The 16,789-nt window shown below is 66.0% G+C and carries 17 protein-coding genes; 6 read left to right on the forward strand and 11 right to left on the reverse strand.

The window, feature by feature from the left end; all coding sequences use genetic code 11:
- Window positions 1-65: 65 nt before the first annotated feature.
- A complete protein-coding gene (locus tag M1D93_RS13080) occupies window positions 66-1,145 on the reverse strand; it encodes a 4-hydroxy-3-methylbut-2-enyl diphosphate reductase (RefSeq protein WP_461171946.1) in 1,080 nt (359 codons plus the stop codon).
- A 9-nt stretch (window positions 1,146-1,154) separates the two neighbouring features.
- Complete coding sequence (locus M1D93_RS13085; protein ID WP_461171947.1) at window positions 1,155-2,006, reverse strand: hypothetical protein; 852 nt, start codon at window positions 2,004-2,006, stop codon at window positions 1,155-1,157.
- Between the two features lie 162 nt (window positions 2,007-2,168).
- On the opposite strand from M1D93_RS13085, the gene xseA reads away from it, so the two are divergent.
- Entirely contained in the window at window positions 2,169-3,509 is a 1,341-nt protein-coding gene (gene xseA, locus M1D93_RS13090; RefSeq protein WP_461171948.1) for an exodeoxyribonuclease VII large subunit, read from the forward strand.
- Window positions 3,502-3,720 (forward strand): exodeoxyribonuclease VII small subunit, encoded by a 219-nt coding sequence (locus M1D93_RS13095; protein WP_461171949.1) that lies wholly within the window; start codon window positions 3,502-3,504, stop codon window positions 3,718-3,720. The genes xseA and M1D93_RS13095 overlap by 8 nt, the downstream gene beginning before the upstream one ends.
- A gap of 4 nt (window positions 3,721-3,724) precedes the next feature.
- Here M1D93_RS13095 and M1D93_RS13100 read toward each other — a convergent pair whose 3' ends face one another.
- The 6 genes from M1D93_RS13100 to M1D93_RS13125 all read right to left on the reverse strand — a co-directional run bounded on the left by M1D93_RS13100 (window position 3,725) and on the right by M1D93_RS13125 (window position 9,543).
- Window positions 3,725-4,579 carry a polyphosphate kinase 2 family protein gene (locus tag M1D93_RS13100; protein ID WP_461171950.1) on the reverse strand — a complete coding sequence of 285 codons (855 nt, stop codon included), beginning with the start codon at window positions 4,577-4,579 and terminating at the stop codon, window positions 3,725-3,727.
- A gap of 53 nt (window positions 4,580-4,632) precedes the next feature.
- Entirely contained in the window at window positions 4,633-5,853 is a 1,221-nt protein-coding gene (locus M1D93_RS13105; protein ID WP_461171951.1) for a pyridoxal phosphate-dependent aminotransferase, read from the reverse strand.
- A gap of 162 nt (window positions 5,854-6,015) precedes the next feature.
- The gene (locus M1D93_RS13110) at window positions 6,016-6,975 is read right to left on the reverse strand and encodes an ABC transporter substrate-binding protein (protein ID WP_461171952.1); all 960 of its coding nucleotides are present in this window, start codon (window positions 6,973-6,975) and stop codon (window positions 6,016-6,018) included.
- Window positions 6,972-7,715 carry an ABC transporter permease gene (locus tag M1D93_RS13115; RefSeq protein WP_461171953.1) on the reverse strand — a complete coding sequence of 248 codons (744 nt, stop codon included), beginning with the start codon at window positions 7,713-7,715 and terminating at the stop codon, window positions 6,972-6,974. The genes M1D93_RS13110 and M1D93_RS13115 overlap by 4 nt, the downstream gene beginning before the upstream one ends.
- Entirely contained in the window at window positions 7,712-8,443 is a 732-nt protein-coding gene (locus M1D93_RS13120; protein WP_461171954.1) for an ABC transporter permease, read from the reverse strand. The genes M1D93_RS13115 and M1D93_RS13120 overlap by 4 nt, the downstream gene beginning before the upstream one ends.
- Window positions 8,443-9,543: an ABC transporter ATP-binding protein gene (locus M1D93_RS13125; RefSeq protein WP_461171955.1), complete on the reverse strand. Its 1,101-nt coding sequence runs from the start codon at window positions 9,541-9,543 to the stop codon at window positions 8,443-8,445. Before M1D93_RS13125 ends, M1D93_RS13120 begins: the two co-directional genes overlap by 1 nt.
- A 238-nt stretch (window positions 9,544-9,781) precedes the next feature.
- On the opposite strand from M1D93_RS13125, the gene M1D93_RS13130 reads away from it, so the two are divergent.
- Entirely contained in the window at window positions 9,782-10,795 is a 1,014-nt protein-coding gene (locus M1D93_RS13130; RefSeq protein WP_461171956.1) for a pirin family protein, read from the forward strand.
- Between the two features lie 72 nt (window positions 10,796-10,867).
- On the opposite strand, the gene M1D93_RS13135 is transcribed toward M1D93_RS13130, so the two are convergent.
- Window positions 10,868-11,815: an N-acetylglucosamine kinase gene (locus M1D93_RS13135; protein ID WP_461171957.1), complete on the reverse strand. Its 948-nt coding sequence runs from the start codon at window positions 11,813-11,815 to the stop codon at window positions 10,868-10,870.
- 16 nt (window positions 11,816-11,831) lie between these two features.
- On the reverse strand, window positions 11,832-12,851 hold the full coding sequence (locus M1D93_RS13140; protein ID WP_461171958.1) for a LysR family transcriptional regulator: 1,020 nt from the start codon (window positions 12,849-12,851) through the stop codon (window positions 11,832-11,834).
- Window positions 12,852-12,961: 110 nt separating this feature from the next.
- On the opposite strand from M1D93_RS13140, the gene M1D93_RS13145 reads away from it, so the two are divergent.
- Entirely contained in the window at window positions 12,962-14,209 is a 1,248-nt protein-coding gene (locus M1D93_RS13145; RefSeq protein ID WP_461171959.1) for an MFS transporter, read from the forward strand.
- Between the two features lie 52 nt (window positions 14,210-14,261).
- Window positions 14,262-14,765, forward strand: coding sequence for an Lrp/AsnC family transcriptional regulator (locus tag M1D93_RS13150; protein ID WP_307094416.1), 504 nt, complete (start codon window positions 14,262-14,264; stop codon window positions 14,763-14,765).
- 15 nt (window positions 14,766-14,780) lie between these two features.
- Here the strand turns inward: M1D93_RS13150 and M1D93_RS13155 are convergent, their stop codons facing one another.
- Complete coding sequence (locus M1D93_RS13155; RefSeq protein ID WP_461171960.1) at window positions 14,781-16,022, reverse strand: MFS transporter; 1,242 nt, start codon at window positions 16,020-16,022, stop codon at window positions 14,781-14,783.
- Window positions 16,023-16,190: 168 nt separating this feature from the next.
- Here M1D93_RS13155 and M1D93_RS13160 point away from each other — a divergent pair, with 168 nt between their 5' ends.
- Window positions 16,191-16,724, forward strand: coding sequence for an Lrp/AsnC family transcriptional regulator (locus M1D93_RS13160; RefSeq protein ID WP_461171961.1), 534 nt, complete (start codon window positions 16,191-16,193; stop codon window positions 16,722-16,724).
- The last annotated feature ends 65 nt before the right edge of the window (window positions 16,725-16,789 follow it).

Raw genomic sequence — 16,789 nt, forward strand, 5'->3', positions numbered from 1 at the left:
AGAGGGCCTGGCAGCCATAGCTGCCAGGCCCTCCCCCCTTGCTCTTAGCCTCGAGCCGCGCGTTCTCAGCTTCGCGGGCGGCGTCCACCCAGGGCGCGGCTGACATCGCCGGCCTGCTTCAGGGTTGCCCGGAGCTCCTTGGGCAGCGAGAAGAGGAGATCCTCTTCGGCCGTGACAACTTCCTCAACGGTGCCGTAGCCGTAGTCGGCGAGCAGGCGCAGCACGTCCTGCACCAGCACCTCGGGGACGGAGGCCCCGGACGTCACGCCAACTGTTGCAACGCCTTCGAACCAGGCCTCATCAACTTCATTGGCAAAATCCACGCGGTAGGAGGCCTTGGCGCCGTATTCGAGGGCAACCTCCACCAACCTCACGGAGTTTGAGGAATTAGCCGAGCCCACCACAATGACCAGATCTGCCTGGGGGGAGATCTTCTTGATTGCCACCTGGCGGTTGGTGGTGGCGTAGCAGATGTCGTCGCTGGGCGGGTCCTGCAGCGTGGGAAACCGATCCTTCAACAGGCGGACTGTTTCCATGGTCTCGTCAACGCTGAGGGTGGTCTGTGACAGCCAGATGACCTTTTCCGGATCCCGCACCGTCACCTTGTCCACTTCGTGCGGGCCATTGATGATCTGGATGTGTTCCGGAGCTTCGCCGGCCGTGCCTTCAACTTCCTCGTGGCCGTCGTGGCCGATCAGCAGGATGTCGAAATCGTCCTTCGCGAACCGTACGGCTTCTTTGTGGACCTTTGTCACCAGCGGGCAGGTGGCGTCGATGGTGCGCAGGCCGCGGTCCTCAGCGGACTGGACCACCGCCGGCGAAACGCCGTGGGCGGAGAAAATCACCAGCGCACCCTCCGGCACTTCATCCGTCTCGTCAACGAATATGGCACCCTTTTCCTCCAGGGAGCTGACCACATGGACGTTGTGCACAATCTGCTTCCGCACGTACACCGGAGGGCCATAGTGTTCCAGGGCCTTCTCAACGGCGATGACGGCACGGTCAACACCGGCGCAGTATCCGCGGGGAGCAGCGAGCAGCACCTTTTTGGTTCCGGATACGGGGGCTGCAGCAGCTACTTCCTCGGGAGAGCGGCGCCTACGCGGGATAGTGGGCATCGATAGGGAAACAGCTGAGGCGGTCATTACTCGATTCTACCGGGTAGCGCGTGCCTGCTTTCGCGGTATGAGGCCGGCCACAATTCCTGCCAGCGCCAGCACCCCGCCGGTGATTGCCGCCGTCCAGATCCATGCCTGGAAGTCGGCGGAGGACGCCGCTACGAACTCGTTCCTGAACATGTTGGCCACCTCGTTTCCGCTGTCCTTGGCCAGCACCGCGGCAGAGCCCGCCTGCGCGCCGAGCGTCCAGAGTGCTGCCAGCAGCAAGGCGCCAACTCCCGCACCCACCAGCACTGTCCAGCGCCGGTGGGCGGCAACGAGGGCCAGGAGCAACGCCACCGCCGCTCCCCCGGCCAGCAGGTAGCCGGCGGGGGCATAGGTCCGCAGGCGCTCCGTCCATTCCTTGTGCTCCGGCTGGCCCACGTTGATCAGCGTCTGCTGCGGCGGTTCCAGGGGAAGCCTGGTGGTGCGTGAGATCTCCTCGGCGCCCAGCGCCACCAGGGGCGCGACGTCGAGGGTCAGTGATGAGGCAGACGCGCCTTCAGGGCTGTCCGCGTCCGTCCCCGCGAAGCTAAGGCGGTGGCTCTTTCGCAGCGTTTCTTCCCATGCGGCGGGGTAGCCGGGAAGATTGGCCAGGGACGCCGCAGCGTCCTCCAGGACCGGCCGGACCAGGTCCGAGAGGAAGCCCGGGACGGCGCTGGTGTCGATCGTCCCGATGGCGGCCACAGCCAGTCCTTGCTGGAACTCTGCATTCCTGCCCAGCGGTGCCGCCAGTTCCACGAAGCCCTGCTCCTGGACTATGGTTCGGTCCAGCCATACGGCCGGAACTGCCACAGCGGCGAGCAGTACGGCCAGCACGGTGGCAGCAGCGGAAACAAAAGTGCGCACAGCAGGTCCTTCAGGTCGATGGCGGTCAACCCATCCTAGGCGGGCGTCCTGGCCTGCCATTGTCAGCCCCGGATGCTACAGCTTATGGATAAGGTTGAATGACCGCCGCACAACAGACGAAGGACCCCATGCCCGCAGCTCCAGCCCCGCAAGGGACTCCGCATGTCTGAACAGGCCTCACTTCCGGTCCCTGGTCAGCAACTGGCTGCACCCACCACCCTTCCTGCAACGGCGGCCGAAACCACCCCGGACAACCCATGGCCGCTGCAGCTCCTCTCGCAGAAGCTGAAAGCCCACATCGACCGCACGCCGTCGGCCTGGGTCGAAGGCCAGGTCATTGAGCTGAACCGCCGTGGCAGCAACGCGTACCTCACTCTGCGGGACGTTGACGCGGAGGTTTCGCTGCCGGCCTCGGTGTGGACGAAGGTGCTGGAGCGCCAGAACCTGCCGCTGGAACGCGGTTCCCGGGTGGTCGCCCTGCTGAAGCCCGAGTTCTGGATCAAGACCGGCCGGCTGAACATGCTGGTGCGGGACATCAGGCCCGTAGGCCTGGGCGACCTCCTTGCCCGGATTGAGCGGCTTCGCCAGGCCCTCGCCGCTGAAGGGCTCTTCGCGGACTCACGTAAGAAGCCGCTGCCCCTGCTGCCGCACCGCATCGGCCTCATTACCGGCCGCGACTCGGACGCGAAAAAGGACATCCTCCGGAACGCCGCCCTGCGCTGGCCCGCTGTGGAGTTCGAAATCCGGGAGGTTGCCGTGCAGGGAAACACGGCTGTCTCCCAGGTGGTGCGCGCGTTGCGGGACCTGGACGCCCACCCTGAGGTGGACGTTATTGTCATCGCCCGGGGCGGCGGCGCCCTGGAGGACCTGCTGCCCTTCAACAGCGAAGAACTGATCCGGGCTGTGGCAGCCGCCTCCACTCCCGTGGTGAGCGCCATCGGCCACGAGGCGGACAGGCCGCTGCTGGACGACGTTGCGGATTTGCGCGCCTCGACTCCCACAGACGCGGCCAAGCGCATCGTCCCGGAAGTCTCCGAAGAACTGGCAGGGGTCCGGCAGGCGCGGGAGCAGCTGCGCCGTTGCATGGAGCGTCTCGTGGACAGGGAATCGGACCGCCTGGCGTCTCTTCACTCAAGGCCCGTCATGGCTGCACCTGAAGGCATGGTGACCGTCCGCTCCGAGGAGATCGAGCGGCTGCTCCGACGGTCCTCCGCGGCGGTGAACTCCACCGTGGTGCGGGCCGCCGACCAGCTGGAGCACCTGAAGGCCCAGGTACGCGCACTGTCCCCGCAGAAGACGCTCGACCGGGGGTACGCCGTCGTCGAACTCGCCGACGCCCAGGCAGCACAGTCCGGCAGCGCAGGGCACGCGGTGGTGCGCCGCCCGGCGGAAGCACCGGCGGGAACCCCGCTCTCCGTCCGGGTGGCGGAAGGCCGCTTCGGCGCCACGTCCACGGGCAGCCTTGAACAGCACACATCGGAAACCGGAGACCTTCATGTCTGAGCAAAAGCCAGGAAACGACGTCGCAGCACTGAGCTATGAGGAAGCACGCGAACAGCTCATCGCCGTGGTGGGGAGGCTGGAGGCGGGCGGTGCCAGCCTGGAGGAATCCCTTGCCCTGTGGGAGCGGGGCGAGGCCCTGGCCGCACGGTGCGAGGAATGGCTGGAAGGCGCCAGGAAGCGGCTGGCCGCTGCCCGGGACCAGCCGCTGTAGAGCTTCAGGAGCGGAGGATCAGCTCCCGCTCGGTGGGCACATCAAACCCGGCTTTGGGCCACTCCAGGTTCAGGTTGGAAAGAGCCCCCAGCAACAGCTGCTGAACCGCGATCCTGGCGTACCACTTCTTGTTGGCCGGCACCACATGCCAGGGCGCGTCCGGGGTGCTCGTTTCGTCGAAGGCGGCCTGGTAGGCATCCATATAGTCTTCCCAGAAGGCGCGCTCGTCCAGATCCCCCCTGCTGTACTTCCAGTGTTTGGCGGGGTCATCCAGCCGGGCCAGCAGGCGGGACTTTTGTTCCTCCCCGCTGATGTGGAGCATTACCTTCACGACGCTGGTCCCGGAGTCCCGAAGGCGCAACTCGAACTCGTTGATCGCCATATAGCGGCGTTTGATCTCATCGGGGCTGGTCCAGCCGTGAACCCGATGGATCAGCACGTCCTCATAATGGGACCGGTCGAAAACGCCCACCATTCCGGCAGCCGGCACTTCCTTCTCAATCCGCCACAGGAAGTCGTAGGACTTCTCTTCGTCCGTCGGGGCCTTAAACGCCTTGAACTGCACGCCTTGCGGGTCCATGGCTGCCATTACGTGGTTAACGATGCCGCCCTTGCCCGCCGTGTCCATCGCCTGGAGGATCAGCAGGATCCGCTTCCGGCCGCCGAACCGCGACTCGGCAAACAGCTTTTCCTGCAGCTCGCCCAGCTCGTCGTCCAGATCCGCCAGGAGGGCTTTGCCGTCCTCCTTGGCGCCGCTGTAGCCGGGAGTGGAGTCCGGATCCACGTCCGCCAAGGAAAAGCCCTCCCCTGCCCGAAGGGTTTCGGAGGGGTGCTGATCGAACTGGACGACGCCGGCCATGAGGGAATCCTTTCCGCGAAGGTACACGGGCCCGAGGCGCCCGTGTCCACAGGCTAGTTCCCCTGATACCTGCTTAGGAAGTCCCCCATCCGCCCAACTGCCTCTTCGATGTCCTTGACGTTGGGCAGGGTGACCATTCGGAAGTGGTCCGGGCGTACCCAGTTGAAGGCGCGGCCGTGGGAAACCAGGATCTTCTGCTCCCGAAGGAGGTCGAGGACAAACTTCTCGTCATCCCGGATGTGGTAGACCTCGGGGTCCAGCCGGGGGAAGAGGTACAGGGCACCACGCGCCTGCTGGGTGCTGACGCCTGGGATGGCGTTGAGCATGTCATAGGCTTTGTTGCGCTGTTCCAGGAGGCGGCCGCCGGGCAGGATCAGGTCGTTGATGCTCTGGTAGCCTCCGAGCGCCGTTTGGATGGCGTGCTGGGCGGGAACATTTGCGCAGAGACGCATGTTCGCCAGGAGGCTGATGCCTTCAAGGTAGTCGGCTGCATCTTTCTTGGGGCCTGAAATGGCCATCCAGCCTGCACGGTACCCGCACACGCGGTAAGCCTTGGACAATCCGCTGAAGGTCAGGCACAGGACGTGGTCGCCGGTGAGCTTGGCGAGGTTCACATGGACTGCGTCTTCGTACAGGATTTTTTCGTAAATCTCGTCAGCGAAAATCACCAGCCCGTGCTTCTCCGCGAGGCCCACAATCTTTTTCAGCGTTTCTTCGGGGTAGACGGCGCCGGTGGGGTTGTTCGGGTTGATAACCACGATGCCCTTGGTCCGCGGCGTGATCTTGGCTTCCATATCCTCCAGGTCAGGCTGCCAGCCGGATTCCTCGTCACAGAGGTAGTGGACTGGCTTCCCGCTTGCGAGCGCCACGGACGCGGTCCACAAGGGGTAGTCCGGCGTGGGGATCAGGACTTCGTCGCCGTCGTCGAGCAGTGCCATCAGGGACATGGTGATCAGCTCGCTGACGCCGTTGCCCAGGTAAATATCATCGACGTGGATGTTCTGGATCCCGCGGGTCTGGTAGTACTGCGAGACGGCGGTACGCGCCGAGAATATGCCACGGGAGTCGCTGTAGCCCTGGGCATGCGGCAGGTGGCGGATCATGTCCACCAGGATGGCGTCGGGGGCTTCGAAGCCAAACGGCGCCGGGTTTCCGATGTTCAGCTTGAGGATCCGGTGCCCCTCCGCTTCCATCTGCTGGGCGGCCTGGAGGATCGGTCCACGGATGTCGTAAAGGACGTTGTTGAGCTTCGTGGACTGCTTGAATTCTGCCATCCACTAAATATGCCACAGGAGGGATGCGCTTCCGCTGAGACGTCAGCCACACCCGCGTCACGTGCAGCCCGCAGCACAGGGGCCCAGGCTTAACGGCGGCGGCTGCCGGACTGGAAAAGTCCGGCAGCCGCCGTCGTACTGGCACAGCAGGTAAGCGCGCTCCTACTTGACGATGCCTTTGTCCTTGAGCCAGGCGTCGGCCGCTTCCTTGGCACCCTGCTTCTGGTCGCCGCTGACTGCCCGGTTGAGGTTGATCAGGTCCTCGGTGGTGAGGATCCGCGAGACGGAGTTAAGCGCTTCCTTCGCCTTGTCCGTCATCTTCGCCTCGTTGTACAGCGGGATCACCTGCTGGGCGATGAAGTTGTTCTTGGGGTCCTCCAGGACCACCAGGTCGTTGTCAGTGATGGACGGGGTGGTGGTGTAGATGTCAGCCACCTGGACCTGGTCTTCGAGCAGGGCCTTGAGGGTCACCGGGCCGCCGCCGTCGCTGAAGGGCTCCAGCTTCTTGGGCTCGCAGTTGTAGTTCTCCTTCAAGCCGGGCAGCCCGTAGGCACGTTCAGCGAAGGTGGCGGGGGCTCCCACCACGATCTCGCTGCAGACCTTGGCCAGGTCCTCGATGGACTTCAGCTGGTACTTCTCGGCGGTTGCCTTGGTGACCACCATGGCGTCCTTGTTCTCCGCCTTGGAAGCTTCCGCAACCGCAAGGCCGTCGGGCAGTTTGTCCGGCAGCGCTCCGGCGATGTCTTCCGCCGATTCCTCTGTGGCTTCCTTGTCCACGTGCAGCAGCAGGTTTCCGGTGTAGTCCGGAACCACATCCACCGAACCGTCCTGGACAGCCTTGAAGTACACCTCGCGGGAGCCGATGTTCGGCTTGGTGGTGGCCGTGAGGCCTGCCGCGTTCAGCGCACCGGCGTACAGTTCGGCCACGATCTGGCTTTCCGGGAAGTCAGCCGAGCCAACCACCAGGGACGTTGCTTCGCCGGAGCCTCCTGCACTGGTGGCCGGAGCATTGCTCAAGGGATCGGAACCACCGCAGGCGGACAGCGCCAGTGCCACACCGAGCCCGGCGGCGAGCCCGCCCAGGGCCCTCCTGCCGAAGTGTTGGGAACGGCTTTCTTTCATGACTTACCTCCTTGTACAACAGCCTCCGCGATCACGGGGTCTGTGAGATCGACCGCAGCCTGCTGGCTGCGGCGTGACTGCTTCGAGGCTCCTGATGAGAGGAAGAGCCTCTGGAAAAGGGACAGGACGAGGTCGACGGCGATGGCCAAGGCTGCGATCAACAGGGAGCCTCCCAGCATCTGGGGGAAGTCGCTGAGGACAAGGCCGTCGAAGAGGTAGCGGCCAAGGCCGCCAAGGTTGATGTAGGCAACGACGGAGACGGTGGCGATGACCTGCAGCACGCCGGTGCGGAAGCCGCCGAACATCACGGTCAGCGCATTGGGCAGCTCGGCCCGGAACAGGACCTGGAGTTCAGTCATTCCCATCGCCCGGGCGGCGTCCACCACGTTGCGGTCCACACTCGAAATTCCGGCATAGGTGCCCGCGAGGAGCGGCGGTACCGTCAGGATGACCAGTGCCCAGACCGGGGGCATGAGGCCGATGCCGGCAAGCAGGACGAAGAGTGTCAGCAACCCGAGGGTTGGCAGGGCGCGCAGGGCACCTGCGAGGGCAACGATGGCTACCCTCCCCCTGCCGGTGTGGCCGACGTACAGGCCGACGGGAACGGCGATTGCGGCGGCAATCAGCATCACCAGGCCGGTGTACTGCAGGTGCTCGCCGAGCCGGGTGGGAATACCGGCGCTGCCGGTCCAGTGCTCAGGGTCGGCAAGCCATGCGAAGGTGTCGGTGAAGACGCTCATGCGTTTCCGCCTCCCGTTTTCGGCTCGGAAAGACGACGCGCTTCCGCCGCTGCCGCTGGTGCGCCGCCTCCCGCTGCTTGCGGCGTGGGCCGCTTCCCGGCCCGTTCCCAGGGCGTGAGAATCCGCTCCAGGAGGACCAGGATGGCGTCCATCAGCAGTGCCAGGACCAGGATGGCGATGATGCCCACCACGATTTCGGTAACAAAATCCCGCTGCAGGCCGGACGTAAAGAGCATCCCGAGGTTCCCGATGCCCAGCAGGGCTGCAACGCTGACCAGGGAGATGTTGCTGACGGACACCACCCTCAGGCCGGCAAACAGGACAGGGAGGGACAGCGGCAGATCCACCTGCAGGAACCGCGCCAGCGGCCTGTAGCCCATGGCGACGGCGGCCTGGCTGACATCCTCATTCACGGAGTCGAAGGCGTCCAGGGCTGCACGCACCAGCAGGGCCACGGCATAGATGGTCAGTGCCACCACCACGTTGAGCGGGTCGAGGATCCGGGTGCCGAGGATCGTGGGCAGGATGATGAACAATGCCAGCGACGGGATGGTGTACAGCAGCGACGACGCCGTCAGCACCACCGAGCGGAGAGTGCGGTTCTGCCGTGCAAGCTGCGCGAGCGGGATGGAAATCAGCAGCCCCAAAACCATGGGGACAAGGGCGAGGAGCATGTGCTGGCCCGAGCGTTCCAGGACCATGCCGCTGTTCGCCAGGAACCACTCCATCAGAGCGCAGCCTGCCGTATCTGGCGTGCCTCTTCAATCAGGGCCAGGACTTCGCCGCCGCGGACCACGCCCAGGACTTTTCCCTCGGAATCGACCGCCACGCCAAGGCCCGACGGTGACGACAGGGCAGCATCCAGCGCCCGGCGTAGGCTCTCGCCCGGCCGGAACAGCGAACCGCCGGGGATGAGGCCGGTGTCGGTGCCCGGTGCCGCCCATCCCAGCGGGCGCATATCCGCATCCACCACAAGCTGCCAGCCGCCGGAGGCTCCGGGATCGGACCCGTAACCGGAGGGACCGCGGACGATGGTTGGCACCGGGTGGAGCGTGACGCCGTCGGACGGGGTGAATCCAAGGTGGCGGAAACCGCGGTCGCGCCCAACGAAGGAGGCCACGAAGTCGTTGGCCGGGGCACGCAGGATTTCCTCCGGCGCAGCGTACTGGGCGAGCCTTCCGCCCACCGCGAAGACAGCCACCCTGTCCCCCAGTGTTGTGGCCTCGTCGATGTCGTGGGTGACAAAAACAATGGTTTTGGCGAGGTCCTTCTGCAGCCGCAGCAGTTCCTGCTGGAGTTCGTCACGGACAACAGGGTCCACGGCGCTGAAGGGTTCATCCATCAGGAGGACGGGCGGGTCCGCTGCGAGGGCCCGGGCTACACCCACGCGCTGCTGCTGGCCGCCGGAGAGCTGTGACGGGTAGCGCTTGCCCAGGGAAGGGGCCAGGCCGACGACGTCGAGCAGTTCCCCTGCACGTTTCCTTGCATCGGACTTCGAGACACCGTTGAGCCTGGGTACGGTGGCGATGTTGTCCAGCACCGAACGGTGCGGCAGCAATCCCGCGGACTGCATCACATATCCCATGGAACGGCGCAGCTCCGGCGCCGGGACCGAGGTGACATCCTTGCCCGCTACGGTGATGACACCTGAGGTGGGCTCGACCATGCGGTTGATCATGCGCAGCGAGGTGGTCTTTCCGCAGCCGGAGGGCCCGACAAATACGGTGATGGAACCCTGGCTGATGGACATGGTGAGCTGGTCCACGGCCGGCTGCCCGCCCTGGTACTGCTTGGTGACGCTCTGAAACTCGATCATGGCCTGGTCCATGGGCGGACTTACCTGTTCTGTTGGACGGCTTCGGAAAGCAACGCGAAATTGTCACAGCACGCTGATAGTTACGGTAACCCAAACCGGACGCGGCAACACCTGCAGCACGCCCCAATTCCGGCAAAGGAATCCCTAACTGTGATCATTCGGCGCCGGTCCCCGGCCGGATGGGTAGGGACGAGTGGCAGGTGGCGGGCAGGCCATACCGCGGGGTGGTAACCCGCCCTAGAGTGGGGACGTGACCAATTTGGAAGTTTCCCCGCAACAGGAAGTCTGCCCGCCGGCACAGCCGGAAGGAAGCTCCGGCCCCTGCCTGCAGCTGTGGCCTGAACGTGAAGTACCGCTGGGCGGAGTGCGCGCCATGAATGTCTTACGGACGCTTCCCCAGCGCGGGCTTCCGACCATCGGCGCCTGGTGCTTCCTGGACAGCTTCGGCCCGGACCGGACCGCCATGTCCGTGCTTCCGCACCCGCACATCGGGCTGCAAACGGTGACCTGGCCGCTGGCCGGAACCATCCGGCACCGGGACAGCGTGGGCAGCGACGTGGTGGTGCGGCCCGGCGAGCTGAACATCATGACAGCCGGGCACGGGGTGTCCCATTCGGAGTTCGCAGTGCTTCCGCCGGGGGGCGAACTGCCCCTGCAGCGGGGCCTGCAGCTCTGGGTGGCCCTGCCGGATGGGCAACGGCACCGGCAGCCGGCGTTCGAGCAGCACCGCGACCTTCCGAAAGCAGCCGGCGACGGTTTTACCGCCACCGTGATGGTGGGCGAACTTGGCGGTGCGGTCTCGCCGGCAACGATGTATTCCCCGATTGTGGGAGCGGACGTTTCCTGCGAAGGCAGTGCCGTGCTCCCCCTCAACGAGCACTTTGAGCACGGCATTTTGGTGCTCGACGGCGGGCTGACGCTGGACGGCCAGGAGCTTACCCCCGGGCCGCTGGGCTACCTTGGCATCGGCCGGCGGGAACTGCAGGTGCAGGCGAAGCCCGGTACGCGTTTCCTCCTGATCGGCGGGGAGCCCTTCCAGGAGGAACTGCTGATGTGGTGGAACTTCGTGGGACGGACGCACGAAGAAGTCGAGCAGGCCCGGGATGCATGGGAGGCGCAGGCAGCCCTTCCCGACGGGGAGACGGCAGCAGCCCGCTACGGCCTGGTCCCCGGGCACGGTCCTGACGCCGGTCCGGAGGCCGGCCGCATCCCGGCTCCCCCGCTTCCTGCCGTGCGGCTCACTCCGCGCAAGCGATCGGTGTAGGGACCGTATAGGCCGGGCGCGTCACGTTGAGGACCCGGCCCGGCGGGTGCGCGTCCCCGCTCGCGCTACCCGTCAGGCAGGTTCTGCCAGCAGTTGCAGCACACCGAAGACAGGTTCCTGGTCCAGGACCCGGACATCGGCCACCCCGGCCTCCGCAAGGTGCCGGCGGAAGGCGTCCTGGAGCGGCACCACGTTCATGCCCAGCCCGCCGCCCAGGATGACCGGTCCGGGGATCTCCAACTGGTGGAGTACCTGCAGGGCCAGTCCGGCCAGGTCCTGGCCTGCCTGCTCGAGCAGTGCCTGGCTCGCCGGATGGCCCGCTGCTGCCGCCTCCACGACGTGCCGGGCCTGCTGCGCCCAGAAACGGCGGCCCGTGTCCGGGGAATGGAAATGCGCGATGAGGCGGTTCGGATGGTCCACTCCGCAGGCGGCCAGCAGCGCGGCAGTCAACTGGTCCACCGGAAGGCCCTGGTTCATCCGCCGCAGGCTATGCCGGACAGCTTCCCGTCCCAGCCAATAACCGCTGCCTTCGTCACCCAGCAGGTAACCCCAGCCTCCCGCCCTGGCCTCCAGGCTGTCTGCGTTCCTGCCCCAGGCCGCCGAACCGGTGCCGGCGATTACCGCCACGCCTGTGCTGGCGTGGCCTGCTGCCAGGAGCAGCCGCGAATCATGCACCACCGTGATGTGCGCGCCGGGAACGTGCGGTTCGATCAGCCCGGCGAGGGCTGCGGCGTCCTCCTCGGTGTCGATGCCGCCGGATCCTGCGTACACGTGGGACACCGTACCGCCGCCGATCCTTTCAAAGAGGCTGGCCAGGTTGCGGGCTGCTTCATCCCGGGTGACGTTTTGCACGTTCGAACTCCCTGCAGACTCGTCAGCCACCGGAACCCCGTTTTCGAACCGGATGCCGTGGGTTTTCGTCCCGCCGATGTCCAGGCCGATGATGACACCACCGGGCGGACTGGACGGTGGGGTCAGCGTCTGGGCGGGCCGGGCAGCGGTATTTTCGGTGTTCGTCACGTCACAAGGGTACTGGTCACCGGTCTAGTGAAGGTTCGTGCCGGTCGTCCCGGGGACTGGCCGGCCGGGACCGCCGTTCCACCAGCCCGGCGAGGAGCTCCGGCCCCTCGGTGAGGACCATGTCGCGGAACAGCCGGACGGCAGCCTGTTCAACCTCGGTTTTACGCTGCCGCCAGTTCAGGCCGACGTCACGGAAGGCCAGGGCCGAGTCGAGGGGCACCTCGACCCAGCCCAGGTTGCCCGTTTCCGCGCTGACGTTCCGGCCGGGGGCGTCCCCGCCAGGCGGCAGGATGCTGACGCCGAGGCCAGCCGAGACGAGCCCCCGGACGGTATGGGAATCCTGGCTTTCGAAGGCAATGCGGGGACGGTATCCGGCCTCACGGAACAGCGCATCGGTCAGCGAGCGCATGCCGTACCCGGGACCGAGTGCCACAAACGGTTCCGAACGGATGTCCGCGACGGACGCCACCGGCCTGCCCGCGAGCGCATGGGTGTGGTGGACCACCAGGCACAGGGGTTCTCGGTAGAGCGGGGCGGAGAGAAGGTTCCTGCCGGGGGCTGCCACCGGCGCGGTCAGCGCCAGGTCGGACTCGCCCGCCGCGAGCTCGGCAAGGCAGGAATCGCGCGCTCCCTGGCTCAGCGTAAACACGGCGCCAGGGTGGCGGCTGCGGAAGGCGCTGATGAGGAGCGGGAGGGTGGACTCACCAAAGGTGTGCTGGAACGATACTGAGATCCTGCCGCGGACCACATCGGACTCGTTGCGGACCAGGTCCAGCCCTGCCTGGAACTCCGTCAGCGCCCGCTGGACATAGGGCAGCAGGGACCGGGCGGCCGGGGTGAGGCGGACTCCCCTGCCGTCCCTGACCAGGAGTTCGGTACCGACGACGGCGCTGGCGCGCGCCAGCGCCCTGCTCACCGTGGACTGGGGTACTCCGAGGAGTTCGGCGGTTTCGGTGACATGCTCAGTCCGGCCCAGTTCGGCCAGCAGAGGCAGGAGCGGAAGAAGCTGCACCAGCTGCTTGTGGTTGGGCTCCATACGTCCTCCCCGTCTCCGGGCTTTAAAGGGGGAAATGTTCCGGATCTGATATGAGTCTGGCACAAAAGATGCATTGGAGGCAGGCATTGGGCCGGGTCTACGCTTGCCACATGCCCTACAGTCCGCCGCAGCCCGGCCACCAAACGTCCCCGCCGGGGTGGGATGGGCACGCGAAAGGCTCGAGGGCGTATGGCCGCATCATTGCCGGCCTGGCCTTTGCCGGGGTGGCGACCTTTGCCCAGCTGTATTCCACCCAGGCCGTCCTGCCCCTCCTTGCTTCGGATTTGCAGGTCACGGCCGCAGAGGCCGCGCTGACCATCTCGCTGGCTACGGTAGGGCTGGCCGTCACCGTAATCCCCTGGTCCTTCCTTGCGGACAGGATAGGCAGGGTCAAGGCCATGACCTGGGGAATCTCCGTGGCAACGGTGCTGGGCCTGATGGTTCCGCTGTCCACCAGCTTCGCCATGCTGCTCAGCCTTCGGCTCCTCGAGGGGATGGCACTTGGCGGGATTCCGGCCATCGCCATCGCCTACCTCAACGAGGAGGTCACCAAGGCCCATGCCGCAGTGGCAGCAGGAAGCTATGTCGCAGGCACGACGCTTGGTGGCCTGGCCGGCCGCTTGGTGGCCGGACCCGCCGGGGAGTTGTGGGGCTGGCGTGCCGCGGCACTGGCCGTCTCTGTCCTGGCCACGCTCGCAGCTGTCGCCTTCCTGGTCCTGGTGCCGCGGGCCCAGGGATTCACCGCTGCCAAGGCTCCCGGACTCCGCGGAGCCGCCCGTACCCTTGGCGGCCACCTGCGCAACATCCGGCTGCTCGCCCTCTACATCCAGGCTTTCCTGATGATGGGCGGCTTCGTGGCCGTCTACAACTACCTCGGATTCCGGCTCTCCGGAGAGCCTTTTGGCCTGCCCACCACCGTCATCAGCCTGATTTTCCTTGCCTACCTTTCCGGGACCGTCTCCTCACGCTGGGCAGCAGGGCTGACCATGCGTTTCGGTCGCCGCAACGTACTGCTCGCCGGGCTGGCCCTCTCCACGGCGGGCCTCGCCCTCACGCTGACCCCGTCACTTGTGCTGATCCTGGCAGGGCTCGTTATTTTTACGGGTGGCTTCTTTGCCGCCCACAGTATCGGCGCGGGCTGGACGGGCGCCATTGCCAACACCGGACGCGCCCAGGCAGCCTCGCTCTACAACCTTGCCTACTATCTGGGATCGAGTCTGATCGGCTGGGCCGGCGGCCTGCTCTTCCAGTCCTACGGCTGGAACACCCTGGCCGCCGCCGTCATGATCCTCGCCTGCCTCACTATGGTGACCGTCGCCGTCGTCCATCCAAAGGCAGCCGGCAGGACCGCCACCTGAACACGGCACCCGGGCGTCTAGGATAAACGCAGGAACTTTGTAAGGAGCCGCCGTGAGCACGAATGCCAGGAACGTCAGGCCGGGAGTGCATCTGGAGCCCCTTGATGCCATCGACGAACGGCTTCTTGCCGCCCTGGTGGAGGACGCAAGGATCTCGAACAAGCAGCTTGCCGAACTGGTGGGCATAGCCCCCTCCACGGCCTTGATGCGGACCCGTGCGCTGACGGAGCGGGGGATCGTGCAGGGTTTCGAGGCGAAGCTCAACCTGTCGTCCATCGGAAGGTCGGTGCAGGCCTTGGTCGCTGTGCGGCTACGGGCGCACGACCGGGACCAGATCGACCGCTTTACGGCCCGCGTCCCCCATCTCCCGGCAGTGCTGTCCACCTTCCATACCTCAGGCTCGGTGGATTACCTGCTGCACATCGCTGTTGCCACCACGGAGGACCTGCGGGACTGGGTGCTGGACAACCTGGCCACCGATCCTGTGGTGGGCCACACGGAAACCACGTTGGTGTTTGAGCACATCCAGGGCAACCACGGGCCGCTCCCGGAGTAGCCGCCCCTGTGGTGGCTAGCCCCGTGTACGCACTGCCTGGCGGAGCGTGACGACGGCCAGAACGAGAGCTGCCGAGCCGCACAGCACCACGAATCCGGCCACGGAAGGCGCCAGGCCGAACATCCCCGCGGCCCAGCCGAGCCCCAGGACCGGGACCGCGCTGCCCAGGTAGGTGATGACGTACACCGTGCTGATGGTCTGGGCCTGGCGGTCGGGCTCCACCCGGGCAGCAACATTATTAAAGGCAGTGCGGAAGGCGAAGCCTTGCCCCACCCCGGCGGCAACGCTTGCCACCACCAGCAGCACCGGACTGTTCCATGCCCCTGCCCCGCCGAGCAGGAGCACCGCCGTTCCCAGGACCGCCAGCCCGCCCGGGACAACGAAGCGGCCCCGAAGGGTCACCAGCTGGGTCAGTGCCGATGCCGCGAGGGTCAGGCCGGCCAGCACGCCGATCAGGGGGCGGCTGTCCACGGCCAAGATCCGGGCGAAGTAGCCGGGCGCCAACGAGAGGCAGAAACCGAAGACAGCAAAGCTCAGGAAGCCGACGCCGGATGCCAGCCAGAACGCGCCCCTCGCCTCCTGTGTGACGGAAGGACGGCGGGGTGCGAGCAGGTGCAGCGGCTTGGGTCCTGCCGACGGTTGGATGGCGGGGCGTGCCCGCAGGAGGTACAGCGGAACCAGCAGCGCGGCGAGAACGGCAGCATGGATGTAGTACGGCGCCGACGTGGCCCCGGGAAGCAGTGACAGCAGCCCGCCGATCACGGGGCCGGCGGCTACTCCCCCGGCCGAAGCAAGCAGCGTGAACCGGGAGGCCCACTCGGGACGTGAGGGCAGCAGTTCACGCAGGGCGGCGGCGCTGGCGCCTGTTGCAAGGGCAACCGCGACTCCCTGCAGCGCCCGCCCGGCGCACAAGGCAGGAAGCGTGTGTGCCTCCGCAAAAAGCCAGCCCCCGGCCAGGCCGGCAACAACGGCGAGGATGAGGGCTGCCCTGCGCCCGATATGGTCAGACCAGTGCCCGGCCAGCATCAGCGTGGCCACAAGCGCCAGTACGTAGCTCGTGAACGCGGTCGTGACGTCCAGCGGGGACAGCCCCAGTTCCGCCTGCAGGAGGGGATACAGGGGCGTGGCAAGGTTGGCACCGACCAACAGCGTGAAAATGACGGCGCCCGCCAGCACCAGCCGGGCAGTGACCGACGCATCCCACCCAGCTGTTGTGGATGGAGCCGGACGCATGCGGAGTTCGCTGAAGACCGTCATTGTGCCGCCTCTGCTGCTGCCGCGGCAGGTTTTCCTTGTGGGAGCCCGGCGCGGATGGACTTGTGATAGCTCTAGGGTGCAGCATTTCTGCTCTTTCGAGCGGAAAGTGCTGCCACAATTGAGCATGATCATCAAAAGTTTGATGCCGATGTGACGGAGAGTGATCATTTGAACAACTTGGACCCTACGGACCTGAAGATCCTCCTGGAGCTCATCCGGGAGCCCAGGATCCAGATCGGTGAGCTCAGCGATTCACTGGGGGTGGCCCGCAACACTGCTCAGTCGCGGGTCCGGCGGCTGCTCCGGGCCGGGGTCCTGCGGTCCGGGGGCCGCGAGGTGGACCTGGAGGCAGTGGGCTACGACGTGGTGGCGTTCGTGACCATTGAGGTGTCGCACCGCGAGCTGGACGGGGTGGTGGGCGGACTGAGGTTGATTCCGCAGGTTCTGGAGGTACACGAGATCTCCGGACGCGGCGACGTCTGGTGCCGGGTGGTGGCCACCGACACCCACAACCTCCAGGCAGCCTTGCGGCAGGTCCTAAGGATCAAAGGGGTTATCCGGACCGAAACCGTGCTGGCGCTGCACACCCACATCCCCTACCGGACGGAACCACTCATCGGCGGCCTCGCCAAGGCTGCCGGGGCGGGACAACACAGCCCGGCGAAAACCTCCGGCGCGGCCGGGGCGGAAACGGACAGCTAGGATTTTCAGAATGGATTGGCTCTCTTACGTTTCGCAGATCAACATGCCGACCCCCTCATCGAAGG

The sequence above is a fragment of the Arthrobacter sp. Z1-9 genome (assembly GCF_054792695.1).